The 25,565-nt window shown below is 72.4% G+C and carries 27 protein-coding genes; 13 read left to right on the forward strand and 14 right to left on the reverse strand.

All coding sequences use genetic code 11. The annotated features are described in order from the left end of the window. Positions 1 to 9 precede the first annotated feature (9 nt). Positions 10 to 639: a CGNR zinc finger domain-containing protein gene (locus tag ACZ3IL_RS01895; RefSeq protein ID WP_467385604.1), complete on the forward strand. Its 630-nt coding sequence runs from the start codon at positions 10 to 12 to the stop codon at positions 637 to 639. Here ACZ3IL_RS01895 and sodX read toward each other — a convergent pair. After that, the gene (gene sodX / locus ACZ3IL_RS01900; protein ID WP_467385605.1) at positions 543 to 977 is read right to left on the reverse strand and encodes a nickel-type superoxide dismutase maturation protease; all 435 of its coding nucleotides are present in this window, start codon (positions 975 to 977) and stop codon (positions 543 to 545) included. The two genes, ACZ3IL_RS01895 and sodX, sit on opposite strands and share 97 nt — an antisense overlap. Before the next feature lie 173 nt (positions 978 to 1,150). On the opposite strand from sodX, the gene sodN reads away from it, so the two are divergent. Next, the gene (gene sodN / locus ACZ3IL_RS01905) at positions 1,151 to 1,546 is read left to right on the forward strand and encodes a superoxide dismutase, Ni (RefSeq protein WP_467385606.1); all 396 of its coding nucleotides are present in this window, start codon (positions 1,151 to 1,153) and stop codon (positions 1,544 to 1,546) included. Positions 1,547 to 1,679: 133 nt separating this feature from the next. Here sodN and ACZ3IL_RS01910 read toward each other — a convergent pair whose 3' ends face one another. Further along, positions 1,680 to 2,648 carry a LysR family transcriptional regulator gene (locus ACZ3IL_RS01910; RefSeq protein ID WP_467385607.1) on the reverse strand — a complete coding sequence of 323 codons (969 nt, stop codon included), beginning with the start codon at positions 2,646 to 2,648 and terminating at the stop codon, positions 1,680 to 1,682. A 183-nt stretch (positions 2,649 to 2,831) separates the two neighbouring features. On the opposite strand from ACZ3IL_RS01910, the gene snpA reads away from it, so the two are divergent. Next, complete coding sequence (gene snpA / locus ACZ3IL_RS01915; protein ID WP_467385608.1) at positions 2,832 to 3,485, forward strand: snapalysin; 654 nt, start codon at positions 2,832 to 2,834, stop codon at positions 3,483 to 3,485. Positions 3,486 to 3,602: 117 nt separating this feature from the next. Here snpA and ACZ3IL_RS01920 read toward each other — a convergent pair whose 3' ends face one another. From ACZ3IL_RS01920 to ACZ3IL_RS01930, 3 genes are all read right to left on the reverse strand, one after another. Then, positions 3,603 to 4,016 (reverse strand): DUF6304 family protein, encoded by a 414-nt coding sequence (locus ACZ3IL_RS01920; RefSeq protein ID WP_467385609.1) that lies wholly within the window; start codon positions 4,014 to 4,016, stop codon positions 3,603 to 3,605. Between the two features lie 42 nt (positions 4,017 to 4,058). Next, the gene (locus ACZ3IL_RS01925; RefSeq protein ID WP_467385610.1) at positions 4,059 to 4,316 is read right to left on the reverse strand and encodes a hypothetical protein; all 258 of its coding nucleotides are present in this window, start codon (positions 4,314 to 4,316) and stop codon (positions 4,059 to 4,061) included. A gap of 114 nt (positions 4,317 to 4,430) precedes the next feature. Continuing rightward, complete coding sequence (locus ACZ3IL_RS01930) at positions 4,431 to 5,012, reverse strand: dihydrofolate reductase family protein (RefSeq protein WP_467385611.1); 582 nt, start codon at positions 5,010 to 5,012, stop codon at positions 4,431 to 4,433. Between the two features lie 127 nt (positions 5,013 to 5,139). Here ACZ3IL_RS01930 and ACZ3IL_RS01935 point away from each other — a divergent pair, with 127 nt between their 5' ends. Beyond that, a complete protein-coding gene (locus ACZ3IL_RS01935) occupies positions 5,140 to 5,715 on the forward strand; it encodes a TetR/AcrR family transcriptional regulator (protein WP_467385612.1) in 576 nt (191 codons plus the stop codon). 117 nt (positions 5,716 to 5,832) lie between these two features. Here the strand turns inward: ACZ3IL_RS01935 and ACZ3IL_RS01940 are convergent, their stop codons facing one another. Both ACZ3IL_RS01940 and ACZ3IL_RS01945 read right to left on the reverse strand, forming a co-directional pair. Beyond that, positions 5,833 to 6,876, reverse strand: coding sequence for a family 2 encapsulin nanocompartment cargo protein polyprenyl transferase (locus tag ACZ3IL_RS01940; protein WP_467386767.1), 1,044 nt, complete (start codon positions 6,874 to 6,876; stop codon positions 5,833 to 5,835). A 105-nt stretch (positions 6,877 to 6,981) separates the two neighbouring features. Next, positions 6,982 to 8,397 (reverse strand): family 2B encapsulin nanocompartment shell protein, encoded by a 1,416-nt coding sequence (locus ACZ3IL_RS01945; RefSeq protein WP_467385613.1) that lies wholly within the window; start codon positions 8,395 to 8,397, stop codon positions 6,982 to 6,984. 255 nt (positions 8,398 to 8,652) lie between these two features. Between ACZ3IL_RS01945 and ACZ3IL_RS01950 the strand changes: the two genes are divergently transcribed. Both ACZ3IL_RS01950 and ACZ3IL_RS01955 read left to right on the forward strand, forming a co-directional pair. Continuing rightward, positions 8,653 to 9,243 carry an N-acetylmuramoyl-L-alanine amidase gene (locus ACZ3IL_RS01950; RefSeq protein ID WP_467385614.1) on the forward strand — a complete coding sequence of 197 codons (591 nt, stop codon included), beginning with the start codon at positions 8,653 to 8,655 and terminating at the stop codon, positions 9,241 to 9,243. Between the two features lie 128 nt (positions 9,244 to 9,371). Continuing rightward, positions 9,372 to 10,292 (forward strand): 1-aminocyclopropane-1-carboxylate deaminase/D-cysteine desulfhydrase, encoded by a 921-nt coding sequence (locus ACZ3IL_RS01955; RefSeq protein WP_467385615.1) that lies wholly within the window; start codon positions 9,372 to 9,374, stop codon positions 10,290 to 10,292. Here ACZ3IL_RS01955 and ACZ3IL_RS01960 read toward each other — a convergent pair. Next, positions 10,268 to 11,866 (reverse strand): Na+/H+ antiporter, encoded by a 1,599-nt coding sequence (locus tag ACZ3IL_RS01960; protein ID WP_467385616.1) that lies wholly within the window; start codon positions 11,864 to 11,866, stop codon positions 10,268 to 10,270. The genes ACZ3IL_RS01955 and ACZ3IL_RS01960 overlap by 25 nt on opposite strands. Before the next feature lie 43 nt (positions 11,867 to 11,909). Here ACZ3IL_RS01960 and ACZ3IL_RS01965 point away from each other — a divergent pair, with 43 nt between their 5' ends. The 3 genes from ACZ3IL_RS01965 (at position 11,910) to ACZ3IL_RS01975 (ending at position 13,881) form a co-directional block, all read left to right on the forward strand. Beyond that, positions 11,910 to 12,170: a UBP-type zinc finger domain-containing protein gene (locus ACZ3IL_RS01965; RefSeq protein WP_467385617.1), complete on the forward strand. Its 261-nt coding sequence runs from the start codon at positions 11,910 to 11,912 to the stop codon at positions 12,168 to 12,170. A gap of 272 nt (positions 12,171 to 12,442) precedes the next feature. Next, a complete protein-coding gene (locus tag ACZ3IL_RS01970) occupies positions 12,443 to 12,856 on the forward strand; it encodes an ATP-binding protein (RefSeq protein ID WP_019889334.1) in 414 nt (137 codons plus the stop codon). Beyond that, positions 12,853 to 13,881 carry an RNA polymerase sigma factor SigF gene (locus ACZ3IL_RS01975; RefSeq protein ID WP_467385618.1) on the forward strand — a complete coding sequence of 343 codons (1,029 nt, stop codon included), beginning with the start codon at positions 12,853 to 12,855 and terminating at the stop codon, positions 13,879 to 13,881. Before ACZ3IL_RS01970 ends, ACZ3IL_RS01975 begins: the two co-directional genes overlap by 4 nt. Before the next feature lie 14 nt (positions 13,882 to 13,895). Here the strand turns inward: ACZ3IL_RS01975 and ACZ3IL_RS01980 are convergent, their stop codons facing one another. Beyond that, the gene (locus ACZ3IL_RS01980; protein ID WP_467385619.1) at positions 13,896 to 14,315 is read right to left on the reverse strand and encodes a hypothetical protein; all 420 of its coding nucleotides are present in this window, start codon (positions 14,313 to 14,315) and stop codon (positions 13,896 to 13,898) included. 223 nt (positions 14,316 to 14,538) lie between these two features. On the opposite strand from ACZ3IL_RS01980, the gene ACZ3IL_RS01985 reads away from it, so the two are divergent. Both ACZ3IL_RS01985 and ACZ3IL_RS01990 read left to right on the forward strand, forming a co-directional pair. Next, positions 14,539 to 15,507: a diacylglycerol/lipid kinase family protein gene (locus tag ACZ3IL_RS01985; RefSeq protein WP_467385620.1), complete on the forward strand. Its 969-nt coding sequence runs from the start codon at positions 14,539 to 14,541 to the stop codon at positions 15,505 to 15,507. A 317-nt stretch (positions 15,508 to 15,824) separates the two neighbouring features. After that, positions 15,825 to 16,082 (forward strand): WhiB family transcriptional regulator, encoded by a 258-nt coding sequence (locus tag ACZ3IL_RS01990; protein WP_003953983.1) that lies wholly within the window; start codon positions 15,825 to 15,827, stop codon positions 16,080 to 16,082. Between the two features lie 164 nt (positions 16,083 to 16,246). On the opposite strand, the gene ACZ3IL_RS01995 is transcribed toward ACZ3IL_RS01990, so the two are convergent. After that, the gene (locus tag ACZ3IL_RS01995) at positions 16,247 to 17,713 is read right to left on the reverse strand and encodes a sensor histidine kinase (protein ID WP_467385621.1); all 1,467 of its coding nucleotides are present in this window, start codon (positions 17,711 to 17,713) and stop codon (positions 16,247 to 16,249) included. A 745-nt stretch (positions 17,714 to 18,458) separates the two neighbouring features. On the opposite strand from ACZ3IL_RS01995, the gene nagB reads away from it, so the two are divergent. After that, on the forward strand, positions 18,459 to 19,244 hold the full coding sequence (nagB, locus tag ACZ3IL_RS02000; RefSeq protein WP_467385622.1) for a glucosamine-6-phosphate deaminase: 786 nt from the start codon (positions 18,459 to 18,461) through the stop codon (positions 19,242 to 19,244). Between the two features lie 60 nt (positions 19,245 to 19,304). Here the strand turns inward: nagB and ACZ3IL_RS02005 are convergent, their stop codons facing one another. The 4 genes from ACZ3IL_RS02005 to ACZ3IL_RS02020 form a co-directional block, all read right to left on the reverse strand. Next, positions 19,305 to 20,828: a glycoside hydrolase family 3 protein gene (locus ACZ3IL_RS02005; RefSeq protein WP_467385623.1), complete on the reverse strand. Its 1,524-nt coding sequence runs from the start codon at positions 20,826 to 20,828 to the stop codon at positions 19,305 to 19,307. Positions 20,829 to 20,837: 9 nt separating this feature from the next. Further along, positions 20,838 to 21,665, reverse strand: coding sequence for a carbohydrate ABC transporter permease (locus ACZ3IL_RS02010; RefSeq protein WP_467386769.1), 828 nt, complete (start codon positions 21,663 to 21,665; stop codon positions 20,838 to 20,840). A 47-nt stretch (positions 21,666 to 21,712) separates the two neighbouring features. Then, positions 21,713 to 22,705 (reverse strand): carbohydrate ABC transporter permease, encoded by a 993-nt coding sequence (locus ACZ3IL_RS02015; protein ID WP_467385624.1) that lies wholly within the window; start codon positions 22,703 to 22,705, stop codon positions 21,713 to 21,715. A 74-nt stretch (positions 22,706 to 22,779) separates the two neighbouring features. After that, positions 22,780 to 24,060 (reverse strand): extracellular solute-binding protein, encoded by a 1,281-nt coding sequence (locus ACZ3IL_RS02020; RefSeq protein ID WP_467385625.1) that lies wholly within the window; start codon positions 24,058 to 24,060, stop codon positions 22,780 to 22,782. Between the two features lie 502 nt (positions 24,061 to 24,562). Between ACZ3IL_RS02020 and ACZ3IL_RS02025 the strand changes: the two genes are divergently transcribed. After that, a complete protein-coding gene (locus tag ACZ3IL_RS02025) occupies positions 24,563 to 25,327 on the forward strand; it encodes a GntR family transcriptional regulator (RefSeq protein ID WP_467386771.1) in 765 nt (254 codons plus the stop codon). Positions 25,328 to 25,565: the final 238 nt, after the last annotated feature.

Raw genomic sequence — 25,565 nt, forward strand, 5'->3', positions numbered from 1 at the left:
GGACTACAAGTGGAACTGGCCCATTACTCGGATTTCGCCGTGCGCCTGGTCAACACCGAGGAGCCGGCCCGGAGCAAGGACTCCCTCACCTCCGTGGAGGCGGTCAGGGAACTCTTCGGCGAGGCGTCCCAGATGGCCCGCCGGGTCACCGAGGCGGACCTGCCCCGCTTCCGCACGGTCCGGACCCGGCTGCGGGCGGTCTTCACCGCGGCCGACGAGGGCGACCAGACGGGCGCCGTCGACCTCCTCAACTCGCTCCTCCTGGAGTTCCCGGTCAGCCCCCAGATCTCGGGCCACGACTTCCTCGACGAGGAGGGCCGCCCCCGGTGGCACATGCACCTCGCCGATCACTCCTCGAACGCGACCACGGGGTACGCGGCCATCTGCGCGATGGGGCTCGCCTTCCACCTGACCGAGTTCGGCGCGGACCGGCTCGGCCTGTGCCAGGCCGCGCCCTGCCGCAACGCGTACCTGGACACCTCCACCAACCGCTCCCGGCGCTACTGCTCGGACCGCTGCGCGACCCGCGCCAACGTGGCCGCCTACCGGGCCCGCAAACGCCTGGAGGCCGAGCGCGAGGACCGCACCGGCCTGACCGCCGAGACCAGCCAGGAGAGCACCGTCCCGGCCGAACGCTGACGCCCCGGCGTCACCGGCCGGTACCGCGCCCGCACCCTCCCGAGCACCAGTTCGGGCGGTACGGCTCCGAAGACCCGGCTGTCCCCCTCGGCGTCCGGATTGTCGCCCAGCACCCACCAGCCGCCGTCGCGTCGCTCGATCAGCCGCTTCACGATGAGCAGATCCTGCTGGAGCGGATGGCGCAGCACGGCCACGTCCCCGGGCCGCAGCCGCCCCCCGTAGCGCACGAGCAGCTGATCGCCGTGGAGCAGCGTGGGCACCATCGACAGCCCCGTCACCTCGGCGATCCCGAACGGAGCACCGGCCTCGCCCACCGGTTCCCGTCCCGGTTCCCTCATCACGCCACCTCCCGGCCGGACCGTACGCACGCGCGCGTCCGCCCGTCCACTCGTCCACGAGTCCCACGGTGCCCCCGGACTTTTGGCCTAAGCACCAGGGGGCGCCCGCGAAAACGCCCTTCTCACCGAGTAATGTCCCACCTGAGAAGACGATCACGAGGAAGGACGGCTCAATGCTCTCCCGCCTGTTTGCCCCCAAGGTGAAGGTCAGCGCCCACTGCGACCTCCCGTGCGGCGTGTACGACCCGGCCCAGGCCCGTATCGAGGCCGAGTCCGTCAAGGCCGTCCAGGAGAAGTACCAGGCCAACGAGGACCCGCACTTCCGGGCCCGCGCCACGGTCATCAAGGAGCAGCGCGCGGAGCTCGCCAAGCACCACGTCTCGGTGCTCTGGAGCGACTACTTCAAGGCCCCGCACTTCGAGAAGTACCCGCAGCTCAACCAGCTGGTCAACGACACCCTGAAGGCCCTCTCGGCCGCCAAGGCGTCGACGGACCCGAAGACGGGCGAGAAGGCGCTGGAGCTCATCGCCGAGATCGACCGGATCTTCTGGGAGACGAAGAAGGCCTGACCTTCTTCCCCCGCTCCGAAGGGGCACGACCGCCCGCCGGTCGTGCCCCTTCGGGCGTTCCGGGGGGCGGGCGGAGGGGGCACGTCGTCGTGCGGGGGCCGTGCCGGGGGTTTCCGGGGCGTGTCGTGGGCGCTCACACCGCCGTCATGCACGGTCCCACCGACCGTCCCGCCGCCGCCCCCTGTCCCCGCAGCCACTCGCGGTACGGGGCCGCGCGGAGGGCGACCTCGCGGTAGGCGGCGGAGAGTTCCGCGTACAGCGTGTCCAGGGGGGCGCCGGGGCGCCCGTACAGCAGGAGCCGGACGGCCAGGGGGTCGCCGCGCAGCGGGCGGACGGCCATGTCCTCGCGCGGGCCCGAGGTCGGCTGGCAGGGGGCGACGGCCTCGCCGAGGACGATGAGCGAGGCGGCCGTGTGGTAGTCGCCGTGCAGCAGCGGCGGGTCGATTCCGGCGGCGTCCAGGACCCGGCGGAGCCCGTCCCACTCGCCGTCGACGGTCGGGTCGACCATCCAGTGGTCGTCCGCGAGGTCGGTGAGGTCCACGACGGGCCGGGCGGCGGCCGGGTGGTCGCGGGCCATGGAGACGAACTGCGGTTCGCGGGCGACCAGGACCCGTTCCGTGAGTCCCTCGGGGACCCGTAACGGACATCCCTCCACCTCGTGCACGAAGGCCACGTCGAGCCGGCCCGCGGCGACCGTGCGCAACAGCGCGTTGGCGGAGACGTCCACCCGCAGGCCGACCTCGGTACCGGGCAGGCGCTGGCGGAGCCGGCGGAGCCAGCCCGGGAGGGCCCGGCTGGCGGTGGAGCCGACGCGGAGCCCGGGGCCTTCGGCGCGGGCGGCGGCGGCCCGGGCCTCGGTGACGAGCGCGGCCATGTCCGCGACCAGGGGGCGGGCCCGGCTGAGGAGGGAGCGGCCGAGCGGGGTGGGGCGGCAGCCGGTGCGGCCCCGGGAGAAGAGTTCGGCGCCCAGGGAGTTCTCGATCCGGCGCAGCTGGGTCGTCAACGAGGGCTGGCTCATGCCCAGTTGGCGCGCCGCCTTGTGCAGACTGCCCGCGTCCGCGATGGCGCAGAGCGCGCGCAGATGCCTCACCTCCAGCTCCATGCCCCGAGGGTAGGGCGGCCCCACGAGACGCACCAGATAGCCGGAACCCTTCGATTCCCTTCCTTTCCAAGGGCGTTGGAGGGCGGCGGAGGGTGATGCGACGGGGTTATCGGCGGTTGACATCATCCCCGCGCGGTCCGGTTCCCTCCAGACTCTCCCCGACCCCTACAGGAGGAGCCCCCCATGCGTCACTCCAAGGTCCTCACCTCCGCGCTGACCGCCGCCCTCGGCCTCGGTCTCGCCGCCTCCCTCGGCGCGGCCCCGGCCGCCGCCGCGCCCGACGACCGGGCCGTGTCCGCCGGCAACGCCGTGGCCGGGTACGCCGGTTCGGCCGAGGAGGCGAAGGCCAACCGGGCCTTCTTCGACGCCGTCGTGAAGTCGGTGGCGAAGAAGCGGGCCGCCGTTCCCGGCGCGGAAGCCGTCACCGTCGTCTACAGCGCCGCCAACGCGCCCAGCTTCCGCACCCAGATCGCCCGCTCGGCCCAGATATGGAACAGCTCGGTGGTGAACGTCCGGCTCGTCGAGGGCAGCAATCCCGACTTCCGCTACTACGAGGGCAACGACTCCCGTGGTTCGTACGCCAGCACCGACGGCCACGGCGGCGGTTACATCTTCCTCGACTACCGGCAGAACCAGCAGTACAACTCGACCCGGGTCACGGCCCACGAGACCGGGCACGTCCTCGGGCTCCCGGACCACTACAGCGGCCCGTGCAGCGAGCTGATGTCGGGCGGCGGCCCCGGCACGTCCTGCCAGAACGCCCAGCCGAACGCGCAGGAGCGGTCCCGCGTCGACCAGCTGTGGCGCTACGGCCTCGTCTCCGCCTTCAAGGGCTGACGGGCACGGGTACGCGGACGGCGGCACCCCTCCCCGGGCGCCGCCGTCCGCACATCCGGTCGCGTTCACACCCCCGGTCGCGGTCCCGTGCCCGTCCGGGCCGTCCGGGCGCGGGTCTCAGGCCGCCGGGAGGAGCCGGCGGCCGAAGTCCGCGCCGGGCGGGAGCTGGCGTCGGACCCGGTCCAGCGCCCCCTCGAAATCGCCTCCCGCGACGCACGCCTCGAAGGCCGCGCCGCCGCAGTGCAGCGTCAGGCTGAGGTCGGGCCGCTCGCCGAGCGTCAGGAGACAACTCAGCGTGGCCTGTTGGGTGGCCCCGTCCAGGACGACGGGAAGCGGGAGGTCCCACTCCAGGACGCAGCCGGTGAGGGTCTGCCCGTCGGGAGCGGCGAGCGAGGCGAAGCTGTCGCCCGTGTACTCGGTCCCCCTGATCCGGACGGCGACGCGCCGTCCGTCGGCCGTGATGACGATCGCTTCCGCGCCGCTGCGGTCCCGGTACCAGCCGGTCCAGACTTCTGTCGACTCCGATGACATGCGCGGACTGTAGCGGTATGACCGGCTCCACCGCGCACCCGGTCACCCCGGAGCCGGACTTCTCCCGGTCTCGCCGTTCTTGCCGGTCACGTGCGCGGTCGCGGCTTCCGCGCCTCCGGAATCCTCGTCCTCCTCGTGGAGCGGGCACTCCGGGTCGCGGCAGGGCCGCACCTCCCACTCCGGCACCCAGGCCCCGAGGACCTTGTGCCGGACGGCTCGCGCGGCACGCGGTCCGCCACAGGCCGGGCAGGGATGCTCGGCCCGCGGGTCCCGGGTCGTGCGGAACGCCTCGTCGCCCATGTCTCCAGAGTAGGACGCCCGGCGCGGGGGCGCTTCCCGCCGCTTCCGTCCGCCCGGGTGCGCGCGCTCCCGCCGGCCCGAGCGCACGCCCTCCCGTCGGCCCGGATGCGCGCGCTACCGCTTCCTGGAGTAGGTGCGGACGATCACGCCGTTGTCGAAGGCGCGCACGTCGCCCAGTGCGAAGTCCCGGGGCTCGAAGCCGGTGCCGAACATCGGCATGCCGGTGCCGTACACCTGCGGGTAGGTCTTGATGATCAGCTCGTCGATCTCCTCGACGAGTTCGCCGGCGACGGTGGAGCCGCCGCAGAGCCAGATGCCCAGGGGACCGTCCTCGGCCTTGAGCTCCCGGACGCGGCCGACGAGGTCGTCGGAGATCAGCTCGACGTCGGGGTGGGGCGACTCCGCGAGCGAGCGGGTGGCGACGAACTCGCGCAGGTGGTTGTAGGGACTGGTGACGCCGACGTCCAGGGCGATCCGGTAGGACTTCATCCCCTGGACGACGGTGTCGAAGTGCCTGTGGGGGCCATCGACGCCGAGGGCTTCCCGGGCGGCGGTCGGCAGCGTCTCCGGGTACTCCTCCCCCATCCACCGCAGGTACGCGCCTTCGGCGTACGCGTGCATGGAGGTGGCGTCGCCCTCGGGGTCGCCGATGAAGCCGTCGATGGTGCAGGCGATGTAGTAGGTGAGCTTGCGCAAACCGGTCCTCTTCCTCGGGGGTGGGGCACGGCGACTGCCGCAACCACGACAGCTATAGTGCTTCACCTGTAGTGGTTGCGCAAGGCCTGCCGCCGACCCGAACACGCCCGACAAGAGGGAGTCCCACGTGGCGAGAAACCCGGAACGCCGTACGACCCTGCTCGACGCTGCCATCGAGGTACTGGCGGAGGAGGGGGCCCGGGGCCTCACCTTCCGGGCGGTCGACGCCCGGGCGGGGGTCCCGACGGGCACCTCGTCCAACTACTTCGACCACCGGGACCAGTTGCTCTCCCAGGTGGGAGACCGGATCTTCGTACGGCTCACCCCGCCCCCCGGAGCCATCGACACCGCCATGCGGCCCGCGCCCGGCCGGGAGCTGCTGGTCGAGCTGATGCGCTGGGCCGCCGGACGCCTGGCGGCGGAACGCACCTGCTACCTGGGGCTCTTCGAGCTGCGGCTGGAGGCCGTGCGCCGTCCGGAGCTGCGGACCCAGCTCACCAAGGTGCTCCGCTCCGACCTCGACGAGAACATCCGGCTCCACCTCGACTCCGGCATGCCGGGGGACGCGGACACGGTGCGGGTCCTCTACTTCGCCCTCACCGGGCTGCTGCTCGACCACTTCACCGTCCCGGAACTCCACGGCGATCAGGACCTGGACTCCCTGATCGAGACCGTGGTCCACCGCGTCGCCCCGCCGTCCTGAGCCCGCCCGGCCCCCGGGGCCGGTGGGTTGGCAGGACCGGCGGGGTCGGCGGGACCGGAAGGGCCGGCGGGGCCCCGGCGCGCCCGGGGTCCCCGGGGCGCCTGAACCCCTCCGGTCTCAGCGCGTGCGCCGGGTGACGTACTCCGCGAGGGCGAGGAGGTCCCCCGCGGCCGCCAGGTCCGGAACCGCCTGTGCCAGGTGCTCGACGGCACGGCCCATGCGCTCGGCGGCCTGGGCCTGCGCCCAGTCGCGTCCACCGGCCCGTTCCACCGCGTCCGCCGCCGCCCGGACCGCCTCCGCGTCGAGGACCGGGCGGGAGTACAGCTCGGCCAGCTCGTCCCCGGCCGGTGTCCCGGAGGCGAGCGCCGCCACCACGGGCAGCGACTTCTTGCGGGCGACCAGGTCGGCCCCGGCCGGCTTGCCCGTGCGGTCCGGGTCCCCCCAGATGCCGATGAGGTCGTCGATCAGCTGGAAGGCGAGGCCGGCCTCCCGGCCGAAGGCGTCCATCGCCGCGACCTCCTCCTCGCCCGCGCCGGCGTAGAGCGCGCCGAGGGCGCAGGCGCAGCCGAGCAGGGCACCGGTCTTGGCGGTGGCCATGACCATGCACTCGTCGAGGGAGACCTCGCGCGGGCCGCGCTGCTCGAAGGCGCAGTCCGCCTGCTGTCCCGCGCAGAGTTCGATGACGCAGGCGGCGAGACGCGCGGAGGCGGCGGCCGAGGAGGGGTGCGGGTCCTCGGCGAGCAGGCGCAGGGCGAGCGCGCTCATCGCGTCCCCGGCGATCAGCGCGTCCGGGATGCCGAAGACCGTCCAGGCGGTGGGGCGGTGGCGCCGGGTCGGGTCCCCGTCGACGATGTCGTCGTGGAGCAGGGTGAAGTTGTGCGCGAGCTCCACCGCGGCGGCGGCCTTCACGGCTCGGGCCTCCTCGGCGCCGAGCGCGCGGGCCGCGGCGAGGACGAGGGCGGGCCGGATGGCCTTGCCCGCCTGCTCCGCGGCCGGGGTGCCGTCGGCGTGCTCCCAGCCGAGGTGGTACATCGCCACCCGCCGCACGGAACCGGGCAGGGTCTCGACGGTCGAGCGGAGTTGGGGGTGGACGGCCGCCCGTGTCCGGTCCAGGAGCGTCACGGCTCCCAGACCGTCGGTGACGGCGTTCGCGCTGGTCATGGTCACGGTTGTTTCCTTCGCGTTCTTCGCGGCGATCGTTCGCCGCGACGAGCCGGGAGGGTGCCCGGGGCGGGGAGCCGGCTCCCCGCCCCGGGCACCGCCGCCTCAGCGCCAGCGGCCGATCTCGACGTTCTCCAGGACGCCGAGCGCGTCCGGGACGAGGATCGCCGCCGAGTAGTAGGCCGTGACCAGGTAGGAGATGATCGCCTGCTCGTCGATGCCCATGAAGCGGACGGAGAGGCTGGGCTCGATCTCGTCGGGGAGACCGGTCTGGTGCAGACCGATCACGCCCTGGTCGGCCTCACCGGTACGCATGCAGAGGATCGAGGTGGTCCGGGCGTCCGAGATCGGGATCTTGTTGCACGGGTAGATCGGCACACCGCGCCAGGTCGGGATGCGGTTGCCGTTGATGTCGATGGTCTCGGGCACCAGGCCGCGCTTGTTGAGTTCGCGGCCGAAGGCGGCGATGGCGCGCGGGTGGGCGAGGAACAGCTTCGAGCCCCGGCGGCGGGAGAGCAACTCGTCCATGTCGTCGGGGCTCGGGGCGCCGTCGTGGGGCTGGATGCGCTGCTCGTAGTCGCAGTTGGAGAGGAGGCCGAACTCCTTGTTGTTGATGAGTTCGTGCTCCTGGCGCTCGCGGAGCGCCTCGACCGTGAGCCGCAACTGCTGCTCGGTCTGGTTCATCGGCTGGTTGTAGAGGTCGGCGACGCGGCTGTGGACCTTGAGCACGGTCTGGGCGACGCTCAGTTCGTACTCGCGGGGCGAGGCGTCGTAGTCGACGTACGTGTGGGGGACGACGGCCTCGCCGACGTGACCGGCGGAGAGGTCGATGGCGGCCTCGCCGTACTTGTTGGTGCGCTGCTCGGGCAGCGCGGCGACGGTCGCGAGGTGCGTGGCGAGCGAGTCGACCCGGTCCGCCAGGTTCCGCACGTCGTCCCGGGTGAGCTCCAGGACCGTACAGGCGGTGGCGGCCCGGGCGGTCGACTCCCAGGTGGCGTCGTCGCGGATCAGGGAGGAACCGCCGAGATGGGCGCCGTCGGCGAGGACGCCGAGGACGGCCTCGGCACCGTACGGCCCCTCGCCGATCTGCTCGATCCGGCCGTGGGCGAGGAGGTACACCCGGTCGCTGGGGGCACCCGCGACGGTGATGATCTCGCCCGCCGCGTACTCCCGCTGGGTGCAGCGGGCCGCCAGTTCGGCCAGCGCGTCCTCGTCCTCGTAGCCCCGGAGGGCGGAGAGTTCGCCGAGTTCGGCGGGGATCACCGCGACGTGCTCGCCGGTCTGGACGAAGGTGACGCGACCGTCTCCCACGGAGTAGCTGAGCCTCCGGTTGACCCGGTACGTACCGCCCTGCACCTGGACCCACGGCAGCGTCCTCAGCAGCCACCGTGAGGTGATCTCCTGCATCTGCGGTGCCGACTTGGTGGTCGTGGCGAGGTTCCGCGCGGCGGCGGTGCCGAGACTCTGCTGCGGCGCCTGCTGCTCCGCGCGGATCTCGTCGCCAACCGAACCTACGGACATGGAACTCCCTCTCGTTGCCTGAGTTGCGGGATCAGCCTTTCACTACTCACCGTGTCGGCGCCATTACACGATCGAGTGGGTCTGTTCGACGACTTCCGGGGCGTGCCGCCCGTTTCCCCTCCGGACGGGCGAGGTCCGGCGCACCCTTCCGGCCCCCTGGCCGGATCGGCTCGCACACGGCCCGAACGGATGGCGGCGAATCCGCGGACTCCGGTACTCCGGAAGTTCGATCCCGTCCTCCGGAAGGAGTCGGTCATGGCTTCACCCATGTCCGCGAGCAGGTTCCTCGGCGCGTTGCGCGGCGAGGGCCTCGCGGTCGTCCAGGTCGGCGACTGGGCCACCCACAACCGCAACCACAAGGGCCCCTGGGGCCCGGTGCACGGCGTGATGATCCACCACACCGTGACCCGGGGCACCGCCGGCACCGTCCGCATCTGCCGCGACGGCTACGCGGGCCTGCCGGGACCGCTCTGCCACGGCGTGATCGCCAAGGACGGCAGGGTCCACCTCGTCGGCTACGGCCGCGCCAACCACGCCGGGCTCGGCGACGACGAGGTGCTCCGGGCGGTCATCGCCGAGCGGCGCCTGCCCGTGGACGACGAGGCCACCACGGACGGCAACCGGCACTTCTACGGCTTCGAGTGCGAGAACCTCGGGGACGGCGAGGACCCGTGGCCGAAGGTCCAGCTGGAGGCCATCGCGAAGGCGGCCGCCGCCGTGTGCCGGGCGCACGGCTGGACGCACCGGTCGGTCATCGGCCACCTGGAGTGGCAGCCGGGGAAGTCCGATCCGCGCGGCTTCAGCATGGCCTCCATGCGGGAGCGGGTCGCCGACCTGCTGCGATAGGCGGCGCCCGTACCCCGGGCACCCGTGCTCCGCCCGTCCGGGGCCCGGGTGCCCGGTCCCGGCCGGAACCGCCCCGGCCCGCGCACCCGCCACCGGGCCGCGCGCCGCACGGGCGGCACAATGGCCAGGTGAACGCGTTCGACCTCTCGCCGCTGCGCCCCCGGCTGCCCTCACCCCTGGAGCCGGTGGAGGACGAGCGCTTCGCCCGGCGCGGCCTCACGCTGCTCCTGAAGCGCGAGGACCTCATCCACCCGGACCTCCCGGGCAACAAGTGGCGCAAGCTGACGCCCAACCTGCGCGCGGCGGGCGGGCGCCCCCTGCTCACCTTCGGCGGGGCGTACTCCCATCACCTGCGGGCGACCGCGGCCGCCGGCCGGCTGCTCGGTTTCCCCACGATCGGGGTGGTCCGCGGCGACGAGCTGGCCGGGCGCCCGCTCAACCCCTCCCTCGCGCGGTGCGCGGCGGACGGGATGCGTCTGGAGTTCGTGGACCGGGCCACGTACCGCGCGAAGAACGACCCCGCCGTCCTCGCGGCGCTCCTGGAGCGGACCCGCGCGGACGCGTACGTGGTCCCGGAGGGCGGCAGCAACGCGCTCGCCGCGCGCGGCTGCGCGGAGCTGGGCCGGGAGCTGGCCGGGGCGGCGGACACGGTCGCCGTCGCCTGCGGCACGGGCGGCACCCTCGCGGGCCTCGCGGCCGGTCTCGCCCCGGGGCAGCGGGCCCTCGGCGTCCCGGTGCTCAGGGGGGGCTTCCTGGGCGGGGAGGTCCGGGCCCTCCAGGAGGCGGCGTTCGGCGGTCCGCGCGGCGACTGGTCCCTGGACGAGCGTTTCCACGGCGGGGGCTACGCGCGCGTGTCCCCCGCTCTGGAGGAGTTCACACGCGATTTCGAAGAACGGCATGAACTCGCCATCGAGCGACTCTATGTGGCCAAAATGCTTCACGGTCTGGTGACCCTGGCGGAGGAGGGCGCGTTCCCCCCGGGCACCCGGATCGCGGCGGTGGTCACCGGCGCTCCGGGCGGCGGTCAGCCGTCCGCCTCCTCCCGGTAGGCGGCCGCCTCCTCCAGGTCGAGCCGGCGGAGCAGGGTCCGCATCATCTCGTCGTCGATCCGGCGCTCGTCGCGCAGGCGTACGAAGACCTTCCGCTCCGCGTCGATCATCTCGCGCGAGAGGCGCCGGTAGGTGTCGTCCACCGTCTCCCCGGTGACCTCGTCGACCGTCCCGAGCCGCTCCCAGACCGCGTTGCGGCGTCGTTCGAGGACGGCGCGCAGCCGGTCGGCGAGGGGCGGGGGCAGGGTGTTGCGCCCGTCCGCGAGGAGCGCGTCGAGGCGTTCCTCGGCGGCCCGCGAGGCCTCGCTCTGCGCCTGGGCCTCGGCCAGCGTCTCGGCGTGCCGGTCGCGGCCGGGGAGCTTCAGGAGGCGGATGAGGGGCGGAAGGGTGAGGCCCTGCACCACGAGGGTGCCGATCACGGTGGTGAAGGTGAGGAAGAGGACGAGGTTGCGGGCCGGGAACTCCTCCCCGTGGCTGACGGCGGGGATGGAGAAGGCGATGGCGAGCGAGACCACCCCGCGCATGCCGGCCCAGCCGACGACGAGCGGCGACCTCCAGTCCACCTCCGGCTCCCGCTCCCGGACGCGGACGGAGAGCCACCGGGGCAGGAAGGTCGCCGGCCAGACCCAGACGAACCGGACGAGGACCACGGCGGCGAAGACCCCGGCCGCGTACCCGGCTGCCTCGCCGACCCCGTACGGGCCGAGGCTGCGGACGACGTACGGGAGCTGGAGGCCGATCAGGGCGAAGACGGCGGATTCGAGCACGAAGGCCACCATCTTCCAGACGGCCTCCTCCTGGAGCCGGGTCGCGAAGTCGACCTGCCAGGCCCGGTGGCCGAGGAAGAGTCCGACCACGACGACGGCGAGGACCCCGGAGGCGCCGACCTCCTCGGCGGCCGCGTAGGCGGCGAAGGGGATGAGGAGGGAGAGGGTGTTCTGGAGCAGGGAGTCCCGCAGGTGGAGGCGGAGCCAGTGGATGGGGACCATGAGGACGAGGCCGACGCCGACGCCGCCGACGGCCGCGAGCGCGAACTCCCCCACGCCGCCGGCCCAGCCGACGCCCGCGCCGACGGCCGCCGCGAGGGCGACCTTGTAGGCGGTGATCGCGGTCGCGTCGTTCACCAGGGACTCCCCCTGGAGGATCGTGGTGATCCGGTGGGGCAGGCCCAGTCTGCGGGCGATGGCGGTGGCGGCGACCGCGTCCGGCGGGGCGATCACCGCGCCCAGGACGAGGGCGGCGGTGAGCGGCAGGCCGGGGACGAGGACGTACGCGAGCCAGCCCACGGCCACGGTGGCGAAGAGGACGTAGCCGACGGAGAGCAGGGCGACGGGCCTGATGTTGGCCCGCAGGTCGAGGTACGAGGAGTCGACGGCGGCCGTGTAGAGGAGCGGGGGCAGGATCAGCGGCAGCACGACGTGCGGGTCGAGCGTGTAGTCGGGGACGCCCGGCACGTAGGCGGCGGCGAGACCGGCGGCGACCAGGAGCAGCGGGGCGGGCACCGGGGTCCTGCGGGCGGCCCCCGCGATCGCGGCGCTCGCCGCCACCAGTGCCACCAGCCGTAGTGCGTCCATGTCCGCCCGTCCCCGTTCCGTGCCGCGAAGTAACCTGGCCATCATGAGCGAGTGCCCGCACCTTGCCGAACTGCCGCGCCCCGAGCCGGAGCCGCTGGCCGCCACCTGCCCGGAGTGCCTGGCGGACGGCACGCACCCGGTCCAGCTGCGGCTCTGTCTGAGCTGCGGGCACGTGGGCTGCTGCGACTCCTCGGCGGGACGGCACGCCACGGCCCACTTCTCCTCGACCGGGCACCCGGTGATGCGGACCTTCGAGCCGGGCGAGCGGTGGCGCTGGTGCTTCGTGGACGGCGCGATCGTCTGACGGTTCGGCCGGCGCGTGGTTCGACGGGCCCGCGCGTGGGTACGTCACCCCTCCGTCGGCCGCTCGTCTCCGTTGTCCACAGCTCCCGTCCACCGTCCGCGTCCGGGGTCTTACCATGGGTGAGGGCCCCCGGTGGGGAGCGGGGCCCACGGCGACACGGCGGGACGGATCGCGATAGCGTCACGGCGGACCGCGCAGCCCCCTGCGTACCGCCCGGTTCGGGGGCCTCTCCCCCGAGCCCCGAATGAGCTTGTGCCACCTTGGAGGTGAGGGTGTCCCAGATCGCAGGCGAGCCCGGGACCCAGGACTTCGTGGAAGTCCGGCTGCCCGCTGCGGGTGCCTATCTGTCCGTGTTGCGTACGGCCACGGCGGGCCTCGCGGCGCGCTTGGACTTCACCCTCGACGAGATCGAGGACTTGCGGATCGCGGTCGACGAGGCCTGCGCCATCCTGCTCCAGCAGGCCGTGCCGGGGTCCGTCCTCAGCTGTGTCTTCCGGCTGGTCGACGACTCGCTGGACGTGACGGTCTCCGCCCCCACGACCGACGGCCGCGCCCCCGAGCGGGACACCTTCGCCTGGACGGTGCTGTCGGCGCTGGCCGGGAAGGTGGAGTCGTCGGTGGCCGACGACCGCACGGTCTCGATCAGCCTGTACAAACAGCGCGGCGCGGGGCCAGGCCCGGCGTGAGGAGCGGGGACGCGACGGCCGGCATCCCCGGGCAGAAGGCGCGACCGCACGAGGTCGTTACGGAGCGGGCGGACCAGATGAGCGAGCACGAGCAGCACCACGAGGCCGCCGGGACACCGGCCGCCCCCGAGACCCCCGAGGGCGCCGCCGGGGTTTCCGGGGCGCGGAGGCCGGAGGATTCCGGAGAGGCCGGGGCCGTCGGAACGGTGGAGAGGACCGCGGACGAGGAGGGGGCCGACGAGACCCCGGACGTCCCCGCGGTCCCGGCTCCGCACGACCGGAGCGGTGCCCGTGCCCTCTTCGTCGAGCTGCGCGAGCTGCCGGAGGGCTCCCCCGAGAAGGCGGAGCTGCGCAACCGGCTGGTACGGATGCACCTGCCGCTGGTGGAGCACCTGGCCCGGCGCTTCCGCAACCGCGGCGAGCCGCTGGACGACCTGACGCAGGTGGCGACGATCGGCCTGATCAAGTCGGTGGACCGGTTCGACCCGGAGCGCGGGGTCGAGTTCTCCACGTACGCGACCCCCACGGTGGTCGGCGAGATCAAGCGCCACTTCCGGGACAAGGGCTGGGCGGTCCGGGTGCCGCGCCGGCTCCAGGAGCTGCGGCTCTCGCTCACCACGGCGACGGCGGAGCTCTCCCAGCAGCACGGCCGCTCGCCGACGGTGCACGAGCTGGCCGAGCGGCTGGGGATCTCGGAGGAGGAGGTCCTGGAGGGGCTGGAGTCGGCGAACGCCTACTCGACGCTCTCCCTGGACGTCCCGGACACCGACGACGAGTCCCCGGCCGTGGCGGACACCCTGGGGGCGGAGGACGAAGCCCTGGAGGGGGTCGAGTACCGCGAGTCGCTGAAGCCGCTCCTGGAGGACCTGCCGCCCCGGGAGAAGCGCATCCTGCTGCTCCGCTTCTTCGGGAACATGACCCAGTCGCAGATCGCGCAGGAGGTGGGCATCTCGCAGATGCACGTCTCCCGGCTGCTCGCCCGGACGCTCGCCCAGCTCCGGGAGAGGCTCCTGGTGGAGGAGTAGGACCGGTCCCGGCCCTACGGGGTTCCCCGGCCGGGGCCCCGGATGCCGAGCGCCTCGGTGGTGGCCGGGTTCACGAGGAGGACGAGCCCCGCGACGGCGAGGGCGCCGAGGGCGGCGCCGGCCGGGATCAGCGCGCCGCCCGCCCGGAGCATCTGCCAGGCGACCGGCAGGGCCAGGATCTGGGTGATGACGGCGGGGCCCCGGCTCCAGGAACGGCGCAGCCACAGGCCGCGGGCGGCGGCGAGCGGGATCATGCCGAGGAGGACGAGCGTCACGGCGCCCGTCAGGGCGCCGGTGAGGTCCCCGGGCTCGCCGGTCAGAGCTCTCACCAGCATGTACACGCCCCCGGCGACGAGTCCGAGCGCCTCGGTCCCGGCCACGGCCGCCGCGGCGGTGAGACGGGTGGGACGGGGGGTCTGTTCCGCACTGCTCATGGAAGGCAGGGTAGCGGGGGCGGCCGGCGTACGGCCGGGCCCGGCCCCGGGCCGGAGCGGACGGGCCGGAGCAGAAGCTCCGGAGCGGGGAAGCCTGGGCGGGAGAGCCCGGCCGGGAGGGGTCCGGGCGGAAGAGCGGGCACGCCCGTGGACGCGGCCCGGTCCCGGGACGTCCCGTGGGCCCGGCTGGGGCGGGTACCGCCGGGTAGGTACGCTGGCGCCCATGCGCGCACTTCTCGTGGTCAACCCGGCAGCCACCACCACCAGTGCCCGCACCCGTGACGTGCTCATCCACGCGCTGGCCAGTGAGATGAAGCTGGAGGCGGTCACCACCGAGTACCGCGGGCACGCGCGTGACCTGGGACGACGGGCGGCCGACGCGGGCAACGTCGATCTGGTCGTCGCCCTCGGCGGAGACGGCACGGTCAACGAGGTGGTCAACGGACTGCTGCACGACGGTCCCGATCCGGACCGCCTGCCGGACCTCGCGGTCGTCCCCGGCGGCTCGACCAACGTCTTCGCCCGCGCGCTGGGTCTGCCGAACGACGCGGTCGAGGCGACCGGCGCCCTGCTCGACGCGTTGCGTGAGCGGCGGACACGCACGGTGAGCCTGGGGCTCGCCTCCGGGACGCCGGGCACGGAGGACGAGTCGGTCCCGTCCCGCTGGTTCACCTTCTGCGCCGGGCTGGGTTTCGACGCGAGCGTCATCGGCCGGGTCGAACAGCAGCGGGAGCGCGGGAAGAGATCCACCCACGCCCTCTATCTGCGCCAGGTGCTGCGCCAGTTCCTGAACGAGCCCAACCGCCGGCACGGCACGATCACCCTGGAACGCCCGGGCGCGGAGCCGGTCGAGGACCTGGTCCTCTCCATAATCTGCAACACCTCTCCCTGGACCTACCTGGGCAATCGCCCGGTGTACGCGTCACCGGAGGCCTCCTTCGACACCGCCCTGGACGTGCTCGGGCTGAGGCGTCTCTCTACCCCCGCGGTCGCCCGGTATGCCACCCAGCTGCTCACTTCGACCCCGGAACGCGGGCCTCGCGGCAAGCACGCGTCAACCCTGCACGATCTGACCGACTTCACCTTGCATTCGAAGGTTCCCCTCCCTCTGCAGATGGACGGAGACCACCTGGGACTGCGTACGAGCGTGACGTTCACAGGCGTTCGCCGTGCACTGCGTGTGATTGTGTGAGTGGAAGGGGCGAAAGTCCTTTCACTCGAACGTTTAGGCGCGCATCCACCCCTAAGAAGTACGGCTGTGACCTAGCCGACACCGAGGAATCAAAAAAAACTTTCCAGAAGGGGTTGTATCCGCTGCCGAGGTTTGCGAGTCTCTTCTTGGCGATCGGGACGGCCCGCAAGACCGGCCTCCACTGAGAGCCAGAACCCCTCCTCAGTCCAAAGGACCACACCAGTTCATCTGGCAGTCGGCCCTTCCCTTGCGGAGGGATTCGTGAAAGCGTTCACATTCACAAGCACCTGCACGTAATACCAAGAGAGGTAGCAGCCATGGACTGGCGTCACAACGCCGTTTGTCGTGAGGAAGACCCCGAGCTGTTCTTCCCCATCGGCAACACCGGTCCTGCGCTGCTGCAGATCGAGGAAGCCAAGGCCGTCTGCCGCCGCTGCCCCGTCATGGAGCAGTGCCTGCAGTGGGCGCTCGAGTCCGGCCAGGACTCCGGCGTCTGGGGTGGCCTCAGCGAGGACGAGCGCCGCGCGATGAAGCGCCGTGCCGCTCGCAACCGGGCGCGCAACGCCAGCGCCTGACGCCCCACGACAGCCTCAGGCGAGCGGCGCGCACATCACGTGTGCGGTCAACCGCCCTTGAGTCGCAGCGCGCAGTAGTACCCCACAGCATTCGAGCCCCGGACCGATTCCCTTCGGTCCGGGGCTCGCTGCTGCGCGCCCTCGCCGGAATTCCGGCGAGGGCCTCACTTCTGCGGCCGCACGGGAATGTCGAGGACCACCTTCGTACCGCGCCCGGCGCCCGGGAGCATGTCGAAGGTTCCGCCCAACTCCCCTTCCACCAGGGTCCGTACGATCTGGAGACCGAGATTGCCGGCCCGCTGCGGGTCGAAACCCTCGGGGAGGCCGCAGCCGTCGTCCTGGACCGTGATCAGGAGCCGGGAATCGGCGCGGGACTCGCCGCGGACCGCGGCGACCTCGACCGTGCCCCGCTCCCCCTGCGCGAAGGCGTGTTCGAGGGCGTTCTGGAGGATCTCGGTCAGGACCATGGAGAGCGGGGTGGCGACCTCGGCGTCGAGGATGCCGAAGCGCCCGTTGCGCCGGCAGGTGACCTTGCCCGGGGAGATCTCCGCCACCATCGCGATGACGCGGTCGGCGATCTCGTCGAACTGGACCCGCTCGTCCAGGTTCTGAGACAGCGTCTCGTGCACGATGGCGATCGAACCGACGCGCCGCACGGCCTCCTCGAGCGCTTCGCGGCCCCGGTCCGAGTCCATGCGGCGGGCCTGGAGGCGGAGCAGGGCGGCCACCGTCTGGAGGTTGTTCTTCACCCGGTGGTGGATCTCCCGGATGGTGGCGTCCTTGGTGATCAACTCGCGCTCGCGGCGACGCAGTTCGGTGACGTCCCGGAGCAGGACGAGGGAACCGATGCGGGTGCCCTTGGGCTTGAGCGGGATCGCCCGCAGCTGGATCACCCCGCTGTTGCCCTCGACCTCGAACTCGCGCGGCGCGTAACCGGAGGCGAGGGTGACCAGCGCCTCGTCCACCGGGCCGCGCGAGGGCGCGAGTTCGGCGGTGATCTGGCCGAGGTGCTGGCCGACGAGGTCGGCGGCGAGACCGAGCCGGTGGTAGGCGGAGAGGGCGTTGGGCGACGCGTACTGGACGACGCCCTCGGCGTCCAGCCGGACGAGACCGTCCCCGGCCCGGGGCGAGGAGTCCATGTCGACCTGTTCGCCGGGGAAGGGGAACGTTCCGGCGGCGATCATCTGGGCGAGGTCGGAGGCCGACTGGAGGTAGGTCAGTTCGAGGCGGGAGGGGGTGCGGACGGTCAGCAGGTTGGTGTTGCGGGCGATGACGCCGAGGACCCGGCCCTCGCGGCGCACGGGGATGGACTCGACGCGCACCGGGACCTCCTCGCGCCACTCCGGGTCGCCCTCGCGGACGATCCGGCCCTCGTCGAGGGCGGCGTCGAGCAGCGGACGGCGGCCGCGCGGGACCAGGTGGCCGACCATGTCGTCCTGGTAGGAGGTGGGGCCGGTGTTCGGCCGCATCTGGGCGACGGAGACGTACCGCGTGCCGTCGAGGGTGGGGACCCAGAGGACGAGGTCGGCGAAGGAGAGGTCGGAGAGCAGCTGCCACTCCGACACCAGCAGGTGGAGCCACTCGAGGTCGGAGTCGCTCAGGGCGGTGTGCTGGCGTACGAGGTCGTTCATGGAGGGCACGGTGCGAGCGTACCCGCGGAATTGCAGGGTCCGTGAACCTGGATCTCCGGGGCCGCGTGCTGGAGGATGGGGCCCGAAGGGCCGCGTTCCCGTGGATGGACACGGAAGAATGGTCTAGTCCAGAATGAACACGACAGAGCTTCCATCCTCCCCGCACAGGAGGATGGAACGAGGTACCCGGCGCTCTCTGCCCTGACTGCGCCGAGACCTCCCCCACGGCCGAGGGACCGCACACCCCCGGCCGGTCAACTCCGGGCTGCGGTGCCGGGCGGGCTGAGGGTCCCGCCGGGCGCCGCGGCCCGCGGGTGTTTCCGGGGCCGGCCCGCACGGCCGCCGGGACCCCGCCGGCCCGCTCGCGACGGCGTTCGCCCGCTCCGCGGCCCCTCCCGGCCGCCGGCGTCGCCGCCCGGCCCCGCCCACCGGGTCCCGGGCCGTCACCGCCGCCCGCCCCGCACGCTCCCCCGCCCCCCGTGAGCCGCCACCGCTCCCCGCCCGCCCGCGCCCCCTGCCCCGCGAGCCGCCACCGCTTCCCGTCCCGCCCGCTCTCCCGCCCCCGGGGCCCCAGGACCCCGGGGTTCGAGTGGCTGGGGCCGCGGGGGCGGCCGAGGATGGAGACGGGGCCGCCCGAGGGGCGGAACGGCATGAGAAGGGACCTCCTCCTCTGCTAGATTTGGCCCCAGATTGGTCTATACCACAGGACCCCTTCCCAGCCCCTCACCAGATCGGCAGGCACAGCGTGGAAGTTGTCATCGTCAAGGACGCCGAGGCGGGCGGCGAACTCATCGCGGACGGCATCGCCGACCTCCTGCGCCGCAAGCCCGACGCGCTGCTCGGCGTGGCCACGGGCTCGACCCCGCTGCCCGTCTACGCCGCCCTGACCGCCCTGGTCCGGGCGGGTTCCGTGGACGTCTCGCGGGCCCGGATCGCCCAGCTGGACGAGTACGTCGGCCTCCCCGCCGGACACCCGGAGTCGTACCGCTCCACCGTGCTCCGCCAGGTCGTCGAACCGCTCGGGCTCTCCCCCGAGGCCTTCATGGGGCCCGACGGCTCCGCCGAGGACGTCCAGGCGGCCTGCGAGGACTACGACCGGGCCCTGCGCGACGCCGGCGGCGTGGACCTGCAGATCCTCGGAATCGGCACCGACGGGCACATCGGCTTCAACGAGCCGTGCTCCTCGCTCGCCTCCCGCACCCGGATCAAGACGCTCACCGAGCAGACCCGGGTGGACAACGCGCGCTTCTTCGACGACGACATCGAGCAGGTGCCGCACCACGTCATCACCCAGGGCATCGGCACCATCCTGGAAGCCCGCCACCTGGTGCTGCTCGCCACCGGCGAGGGCAAGGCCGAGGCCGTGGCGCGGACCGTCGAGGGCCCGGTGGCGGCCGTCGTGCCGGCCTCCGCGCTCCAGCTGCACCCGCACGCCACGATCGTCGTGGACGAGGCCGCCGCCTCCGAGCTGAAGCTCGCGGACTACTTCCGCCACACCTTCGCCGGCAAGCCCGCCTGGCAGGGCATCTAGGACGTACGCGAGGGGCCCGGCACCTGGATCAGGTGCCGGGCCCCTCTCGCGTGCGTCCCGTCAGGCGCCGGTCCCGACGACGGCCTCCGCGGCCGCGAGGCCGCAGACCCGGGCCGCGCCGTGCGTGGCGATGTGCAGGGCCCCGCGCGGCTCCGCCTCGTTGAGGCCCATCTCGACCACGACCGTGTCGGGACGGGCCGCGAGGAGGCCGTCCAGGGCCTCGGTCATCCACGGGTGCCGGTGGGCGTCGCGCACGACCGCCACGATGCGGCGCTCCCCCGCGGCGGCCAGGACGGCGTCCACGGAGGACTCTCCGTACGATCCGGTCTCCGTGCCGGGCAGGAGGCGCTCCAGCTCCGCCGCGACGCCCCAGGGCGTCTCGTCGCCGACCGCGAAGTTCGCGACCGGGGTGAAGGAGGCCACGTAGGGGGCGCCGGTCACCGGCGCGTACGGTCGGTCGCCGCGGGTCACCCTGAGGGCCCGGCGGGCCGCGACGAGTCCGATGTCGGTGCCGGGCGCGGTCCCCTCCTGCACTGCCGCGCCCGGCACCGACCCAGCCCCCCTGGCCCGGTGCGCCTGGGTCCAGGCCGCCAGGGCGCGCACGCGCGCCGCGGCGTCGGCCAGCCGCTCCTCGGGCAGTTCACCGGTCCGCACCGCGTCGACGAGCGCGTCGCGCAGCCGCAGTACGGTGTCCTCGTCGCACAGCCCGCCGCCGACGCAGATGGCGTCGGCGCCCGCGGCGACGGCGAGGACCGATCCGCGCTCGATGCCGTACGTCGCCGAGACGGCCCGCATCTCCATGCCGTCGGTGACGATCAGCCCCTCGAAGCCCAGCTCCCGGCGCAGCAGACCGGTCAGGATCTGCGGGCTCAGGGTGGCCGGACGGTGGGGGTCGAGCGCGGACAGAAGGATATGCGCGCTCATGACCGCTTTGGTACCCGCGGCGACGGCCGCGCGGAAAGGTGCCAGCTCACGGGCGTGGAGTGTGGCGAGGTCCACATCGATCCGGGGCAGCGCGTCGTGGGAGTCCACGTTGGTGTCGCCGTGTCCGGGGAAGTGCTTCGTGCAGGCCGCGACCCCGACGCCCTGGAGGCCCTCGACGTACGCGACGGTGTGCCGGGCCACCAGGTCCGGGTCCGCGCCGAAGGACCGGACGCCGATGACCGGGTTCTCGGGATCGGAGTTGACGTCCGCCGAGGGGGCCCAGTTGAGGTCCACTCCGCACCGCGCGAGCCGGCGGCCGAGCTCGCGGGCCACGGCCCGGGTGAGCCCGACGTCGTCGACGCTGCCCAGCGCGTAGTTGCCGGGGAAGGACGAGCCCTGCCTGACCTCGAGCCGGGTGACGTCGCCGCCCTCCTCGTCGATGGCGACGAGGACGTCGTCCCGCTCGGCCCTGAGCTGCGCGGTGAGCGCGGTGAGCTGGTCGGGGGTGGCGATGTTCCGGCCGAAGAGGCCGACCGACGACAGGCCCTCGCCGATGCGGCGGAGCAGCCAGTCGGGGGCGGTGGTGCCGACGAAGCCGGGCTGGAGGACCGTGAGCGCGTCACGCGTCAGGGTGTCCGTGCCTTGTACGAGTGTCGTCATGGGGAGCCGTTATCCCTTCACCGCACCGGCCGTGAGACCCGCGGCCATCTTGCGCTGGACGAGGAGGAAGAGGATCACGATGGGGACGGCCATCATCGTGGAGCCGGCCATCATCGGGGCGTACTCGGTGCCGTTCTTGGTGATGAAGTTGCTCAGCCAGACGGTGGCCGTCTGGTTCGGCTGGCTCATCAGCATCAGGGCGTACAGGTACTCGTTCCACGCCTGGATGAAGCCGTAGACCGAGGTGGCGACCATGCCCGGCGCGAGCAGCGGGAAGACGACGCGGACGAAGGCGCCGGTGCGGGTGCAGCCGTCGACCTGGGCGGCCTCCTCCAGCTCCTTGGGGATGTTCACGATGAAGCCGCGGAGGGTCCAGACCGTGAAGGGGAGGATGAAGGTCAGGTAGGTGATGACCAGACCGCTGATCCTGTCGTACTGCCCGAGGTCGTTGAGGAGCAGGAAGACCGGGATGATCATGGCGACGAGCGGGATCATCTGGACCGCGAGGATGCCGACGATCACGATCTTGCGGCCGCGGAAGGCGAAGCGGGAGATCGCGAGGGCGGCGAGCAGGCCGACCGCGATGCCGATGACGACCACGACGAGCGAGACGACGAGGCTGCGGACGACCGGGCCCCAGAAGTCCGCGATGTCGAGGGCCCGCCGGAAGTTGTCCAGCGTGAAGGCCGACGGGAAGAAGTGCGGGTCGGGGTCGATGGCGTCCTTGGCCGGCTTGAACGCCGTGTTGACCATCCAGTAGACCGGGAAGCCGGCCGTGACGACGACGAGCAGGCCGAGGAGGTTCCAGCCGGCCTTGGACGTGCGGCGGCGGACCACGGGTGCCGGGACCTTGGCGGCCGCGTTCGCGGGGGCGTGGGCGGCGCTCACTCCACATCTCCGATCTTGAGCATCTGGCGCATGTAGACGGCGACGACGCCGAGCAGGAGGAGGACCGTGACGAGCGCGATCGCCGAGCCGGTGCCGTAGTCGTTGACGACGAAGGCCCGGTCGAAGGAGTACGTGGTGAGGAGCTGGAACTCGGGCTCGGGGTGCCCGTTGCGCATCACGTAGACCTGCGGGAAGACGCCCATGTCCCAGATGACCGAGAGCGTGGTCAGCATGACGATGATGGGCTTGAGGACGGGCAGGGTGACGAAGCGGAAGACGCCCCAGGCGCCCGCCCCGTCGAGCCGGGCGGCCTCTTCGAGCTCCTTGGGCACCTGGGTGAGGCCGGCGCTCAGGGTGATCACCACGAAGGGGACCGCGCCCCAGACGACGAGCAGCATGATCACCGCGAGGCCCTGGGGGCCGCTGGCGAACCAATTGTGGCCGATCATGTCGACGCCGGGGAGGCGGCTGAGCAGCCAGTTCAGTACGCCGTAGTCGGCGTCGAAGAGCCACTTGAAGATGGCGGTCGCGACGATGATGGGCATGCCCCAGCTCGCCACGAGCACGATGTTGATGAGCGCCTTGACCCAGCCGGAGACCCGCTGGAGCAGGAGCGCGATCAGCATGCCCAGGACCATGGTGGCGATCACGGCGCCGGCCGCGAAGACGACCGTGCGCAGGACGACGGTCCAGAACTCGCCGTCACCGAGGATCCTGGCGAAGTTGTCGAAGCCGGCCGACTCCGCCTCCTGGAAGCCCCAGAGCTGGGGCTGGCCGAACTTCTGGAACGAGAGGGTGACCAGGCGGACCAGCGGGTAGCCCAGCACCAGGAGCAGGACCAGGAGGCATGGCGCGAGGAGCAGCCATGGGACGCCCGCCCCGCCGTTCGACTTCCTGCCGGGCTTCCCCGGGGCTCCGGCCGTGGCGCCGGAGGGTGGCGATTGCCGCACCGGCGGCACCTTCGCGGTGGTTGTGTCTGCGGCACTCATCCCGTGCTCCTCAGCGATCCCTCTCCTGGTACGGGCGGCAGGGCCCCGTCGTGCGACGGGGCCCTGCCCACGGGTCACTTGGTGTTGATGACCTTGTCGATCGCGGCGTCGGCGGCCTTGGCGGCCTCCTCGACCGGCTTGCCCTTGGCGATGTCGACGAGCATCGTCTTGAGGATCTGGGCCTTCTCGACCTGGCCCCAGCCGGGGGCGGTCGGGACGAAGTAGCTCAGCTCGGCGGCGGTGGCCGGAACGGCGGTGGCCGGGTCGTTCTTCAGGGGGGCGAGGGCCGTCTTGTTGTTGGGCAGGTTGCCCTTGGCGACGAGGCCCTTCTGGCCCTCGGCGCCGGTGAAGGCGGCGATCCACTCGGCCGCGACGCCCTGCGCCTTGGACTTGACCGGGATGGCCAGGTCCGAACCGCCGAGGAAGACCGGGAGGTTCTTGCCGGACGGGCCGGGCATCACGAAGTTCTCGAGCTTGTCCTTCAGCCCGCCGACCTTGTCGGTCTTCGGGTCGGCGGCGGTGGCGCCCTCCCAGCCGGCGGCGAAGATCGTCGCGGACTTGCCCTGGCCGAAGACGACGGGACGGTCGGACTCGTCCTTCGTCTTGTCGCCGTGCATGTACTTGTCGAGGATGTCCTTGTAGGCGTTGAGGCCCTTGACGGACTCCGGCGAGGAGAGGTTCGCCTTCCAGTTCTCGCCGTCCTGCTTGGCGATGGAGCCGCCCGCGTCGTAGACGAAGGACATCGCGCCGTACCAGTCCGGCGACGGCTGGTACCAGGCGCTGAACTTGTCGCCCTTCTTCGCCTGGATGGCGTCGAGGGCGGCGGTCAGCTCGGCCCAGGTCTTCGGGGCGGCCTTCACGCCGGCCTCGGCGGCGATGTCCTTGCGCCAGGTGCCCACGCGGCCGCCGGCGTAGTAGGGGACGCCGTAGGTCTTGCCGTTGTAGGTGACCGAGGCCTTGAGGGCGTCGAGCCACTTGTCCGAGTTCTCGAACTTCGACGGGTCGATCTCGGCGAAGGCGCCCTTGGCCATGTAGCTGATCATCTCGGAGTTGCCCATCTCGACAACGTCCGGGGCCTTGTCCGTGGCGAGGACCGCGTCCAGCTTGGTGTTCTTGTCCGGCCAGCCGTAGTACTCGTGCTTGATCGTGATGCCGGGGTGCTTCTTGGTCACGGCGTCGTCGGCGGCCTTGACCAGTTCGGGCCAGTTGTTCTGGGCGTCGACGGTCAGCCAGACGGTGATCTCCTTGGCGTCGCCGCCGGCGTTGCCACCGCCCTTGCCGTCCGAGCCGCCGCACGCCGCGATAGAGACCATCATGCCCGCGACACCGATCGCCGCGATGAGCTTGCGCTTCACGCCACCCTCCTCAGGGATGCCTGCAACCCCCCTGCCCACCGCGCGAAGACATACGTCGGGTAATGCTCGTGGGGCTGGGACCTGGTCTTTAATGGTTTAGACCAGTACCCGGAGCTTGGCCTAGACCTTTTTGGGTGTCAAGGGTGCGCAAGACGGGTATCCGGGTCCGTTACCGGACCGACACCTCTTCCCGCCCGCCCCCGCCGGCGCACCGCCCGTCCCCGCCGGCAGCCCGCCCGGCGACCGGGCGCGCCGCCCCGCGGCCCCGGACCGCGCCCCGCCCCGGCCGCGCCGCGCCCCTCCGGCACCCCGCTCGACCGAGATGGCCTAGACCAACCGTGGATCTCTCGGTGTATAAGAAGCACAGGGACGACTCCTCCTCGCCGACCCGGCACGTATCGGCAGGAGAAACCGTGGAGGCACACGAGGCGTGCCACCATGTGAGCCGCGACAGACGGAGGAGCCGGTGACGGCAACAGCACAGGAGTCGGGAAGGCACGCCATGGCCACGGACGCGGACGGTACGGAGACGGAGAGCGGGACACCCACCCGCACCGCGCGCGTGCCCAAGTACTACCGCCTGAAGCGCCACTTGCTCGACATGACGGAGACCCTGCCGCCCGGCACGCCGGTCCCGCCGGAACGGACCCTGGCCGCCGAGTTCGACACCTCGCGCACCACCGTGCGCCAGGCGCTCCAGGAACTGGTCGTCGAGGGACGGCTGGAGCGCATCCAGGGCAAGGGCACCTTCGTGGCCAAGCCCAAGGTCTCCCAGGCCCTCCAACTCACCTCCTACACCGAGGACATGCGCGCCCAGGGGCTGGAGCCGACCTCCCAGCTCCTCGACATCGGCTACGTCACCGCCGACGACACCCTCGCCGGACTGCTCGACATCACGGCCGGCGGCCGGGTGCTGCGCATCGAGCGCCTGCGGCTCGCCAGCGGGGAGCCGATGGCGATCGAGACCACCCACCTGTCGGCGAAGCGCTTCCCCGCCCTGCGCCGCTCGCTCGTGAAGTACACCTCGCTCTACACCGCGCTCGCCGAGGTCTACGACGTGCACCTCGCCGAGGCGGAGGAGACCATCGAGACCTCCCTCGCCACCCCGCGCGAGGCCGGCCTGCTCGGCACGGACGTGGGCCTGCCGATGCTGATGCTCTCCCGCCACTCGCTGGACGCCCGGGGGGAGCCGGTGGAGTGGGTGCGGTCCGTCTACCGCGGCGACCGGTACAAGTTCGTGGCACGGCTCCAGCGCCCCCACGGCTGAACGGCGCCACCGCCCCGTGCCCTCCGTCCGGACGGCCGCACCCGCGCGGGTGCGGCCGTCCGGCGTTTCCGGGGCCCGTCCCCCGGCGGGCGCCCCGGCCCGGCGCGCCCCGGGCCCGGCGCGCCCGTCCTCACCACACCTCCACCGGCGCGTCCCATCCGTTATGCGGACGGGGGTTCCATGGAGCGGACGTGTCCCCTAGATTTCCCCAGCACTACCGAGGTGATCAGCGAGGGGA

This window comes from Streptomyces sp. NPDC014907 (assembly GCF_055562975.1).

What these genes read in the sequence shown, in the direction of transcription:
- sodX (WP_467385605.1), bottom strand. Translation starts at nt 977, where the DNA reads ATGAGGGAACCGGGACGGGAACCGGTGGGCGAGGCCGGTGCTCCGTTC.
- sodN (WP_467385606.1), top strand. Translation starts at nt 1,151, where the DNA reads ATGCTCTCCCGCCTGTTTGCCCCCAAGGTGAAGGTCAGCGCCCACTGC.
- ACZ3IL_RS01910 (WP_467385607.1), bottom strand. Translation starts at nt 2,648, where the DNA reads ATGGAGCTGGAGGTGAGGCATCTGCGCGCGCTCTGCGCCATCGCGGAC.
- snpA (WP_467385608.1), top strand. Translation starts at nt 2,832, where the DNA reads ATGCGTCACTCCAAGGTCCTCACCTCCGCGCTGACCGCCGCCCTCGGC.
- ACZ3IL_RS01920 (WP_467385609.1), bottom strand. Translation starts at nt 4,016, where the DNA reads ATGTCATCGGAGTCGACAGAAGTCTGGACCGGCTGGTACCGGGACCGC.
- ACZ3IL_RS01925 (WP_467385610.1), bottom strand. Translation starts at nt 4,316, where the DNA reads ATGGGCGACGAGGCGTTCCGCACGACCCGGGACCCGCGGGCCGAGCAT.
- ACZ3IL_RS01940 (WP_467386767.1), bottom strand. Translation starts at nt 6,876, where the DNA reads ATGACCAGCGCGAACGCCGTCACCGACGGTCTGGGAGCCGTGACGCTC.
- ACZ3IL_RS01945 (WP_467385613.1), bottom strand. Translation starts at nt 8,397, where the DNA reads ATGTCCGTAGGTTCGGTTGGCGACGAGATCCGCGCGGAGCAGCAGGCG.
- ACZ3IL_RS01950 (WP_467385614.1), top strand. Translation starts at nt 8,653, where the DNA reads ATGGCTTCACCCATGTCCGCGAGCAGGTTCCTCGGCGCGTTGCGCGGC.
- ACZ3IL_RS01960 (WP_467385616.1), bottom strand. Translation starts at nt 11,866, where the DNA reads ATGGACGCACTACGGCTGGTGGCACTGGTGGCGGCGAGCGCCGCGATC.
- ACZ3IL_RS01965 (WP_467385617.1), top strand. Translation starts at nt 11,910, where the DNA reads ATGAGCGAGTGCCCGCACCTTGCCGAACTGCCGCGCCCCGAGCCGGAG.
- ACZ3IL_RS01980 (WP_467385619.1), bottom strand. Translation starts at nt 14,315, where the DNA reads ATGAGCAGTGCGGAACAGACCCCCCGTCCCACCCGTCTCACCGCCGCG.
- ACZ3IL_RS01985 (WP_467385620.1), top strand. Translation starts at nt 14,539, where the DNA reads ATGCGCGCACTTCTCGTGGTCAACCCGGCAGCCACCACCACCAGTGCC.
- ACZ3IL_RS01990 (WP_003953983.1), top strand. Translation starts at nt 15,825, where the DNA reads ATGGACTGGCGTCACAACGCCGTTTGTCGTGAGGAAGACCCCGAGCTG.
- ACZ3IL_RS01995 (WP_467385621.1), bottom strand. Translation starts at nt 17,713, where the DNA reads ATGAACGACCTCGTACGCCAGCACACCGCCCTGAGCGACTCCGACCTC.
- ACZ3IL_RS02005 (WP_467385623.1), bottom strand. Translation starts at nt 20,828, where the DNA reads ATGACGACACTCGTACAAGGCACGGACACCCTGACGCGTGACGCGCTC.
- ACZ3IL_RS02015 (WP_467385624.1), bottom strand. Translation starts at nt 22,705, where the DNA reads ATGAGTGCCGCAGACACAACCACCGCGAAGGTGCCGCCGGTGCGGCAA.
- ACZ3IL_RS02025 (WP_467386771.1), top strand. Translation starts at nt 24,563, where the DNA reads ATGGCCACGGACGCGGACGGTACGGAGACGGAGAGCGGGACACCCACC.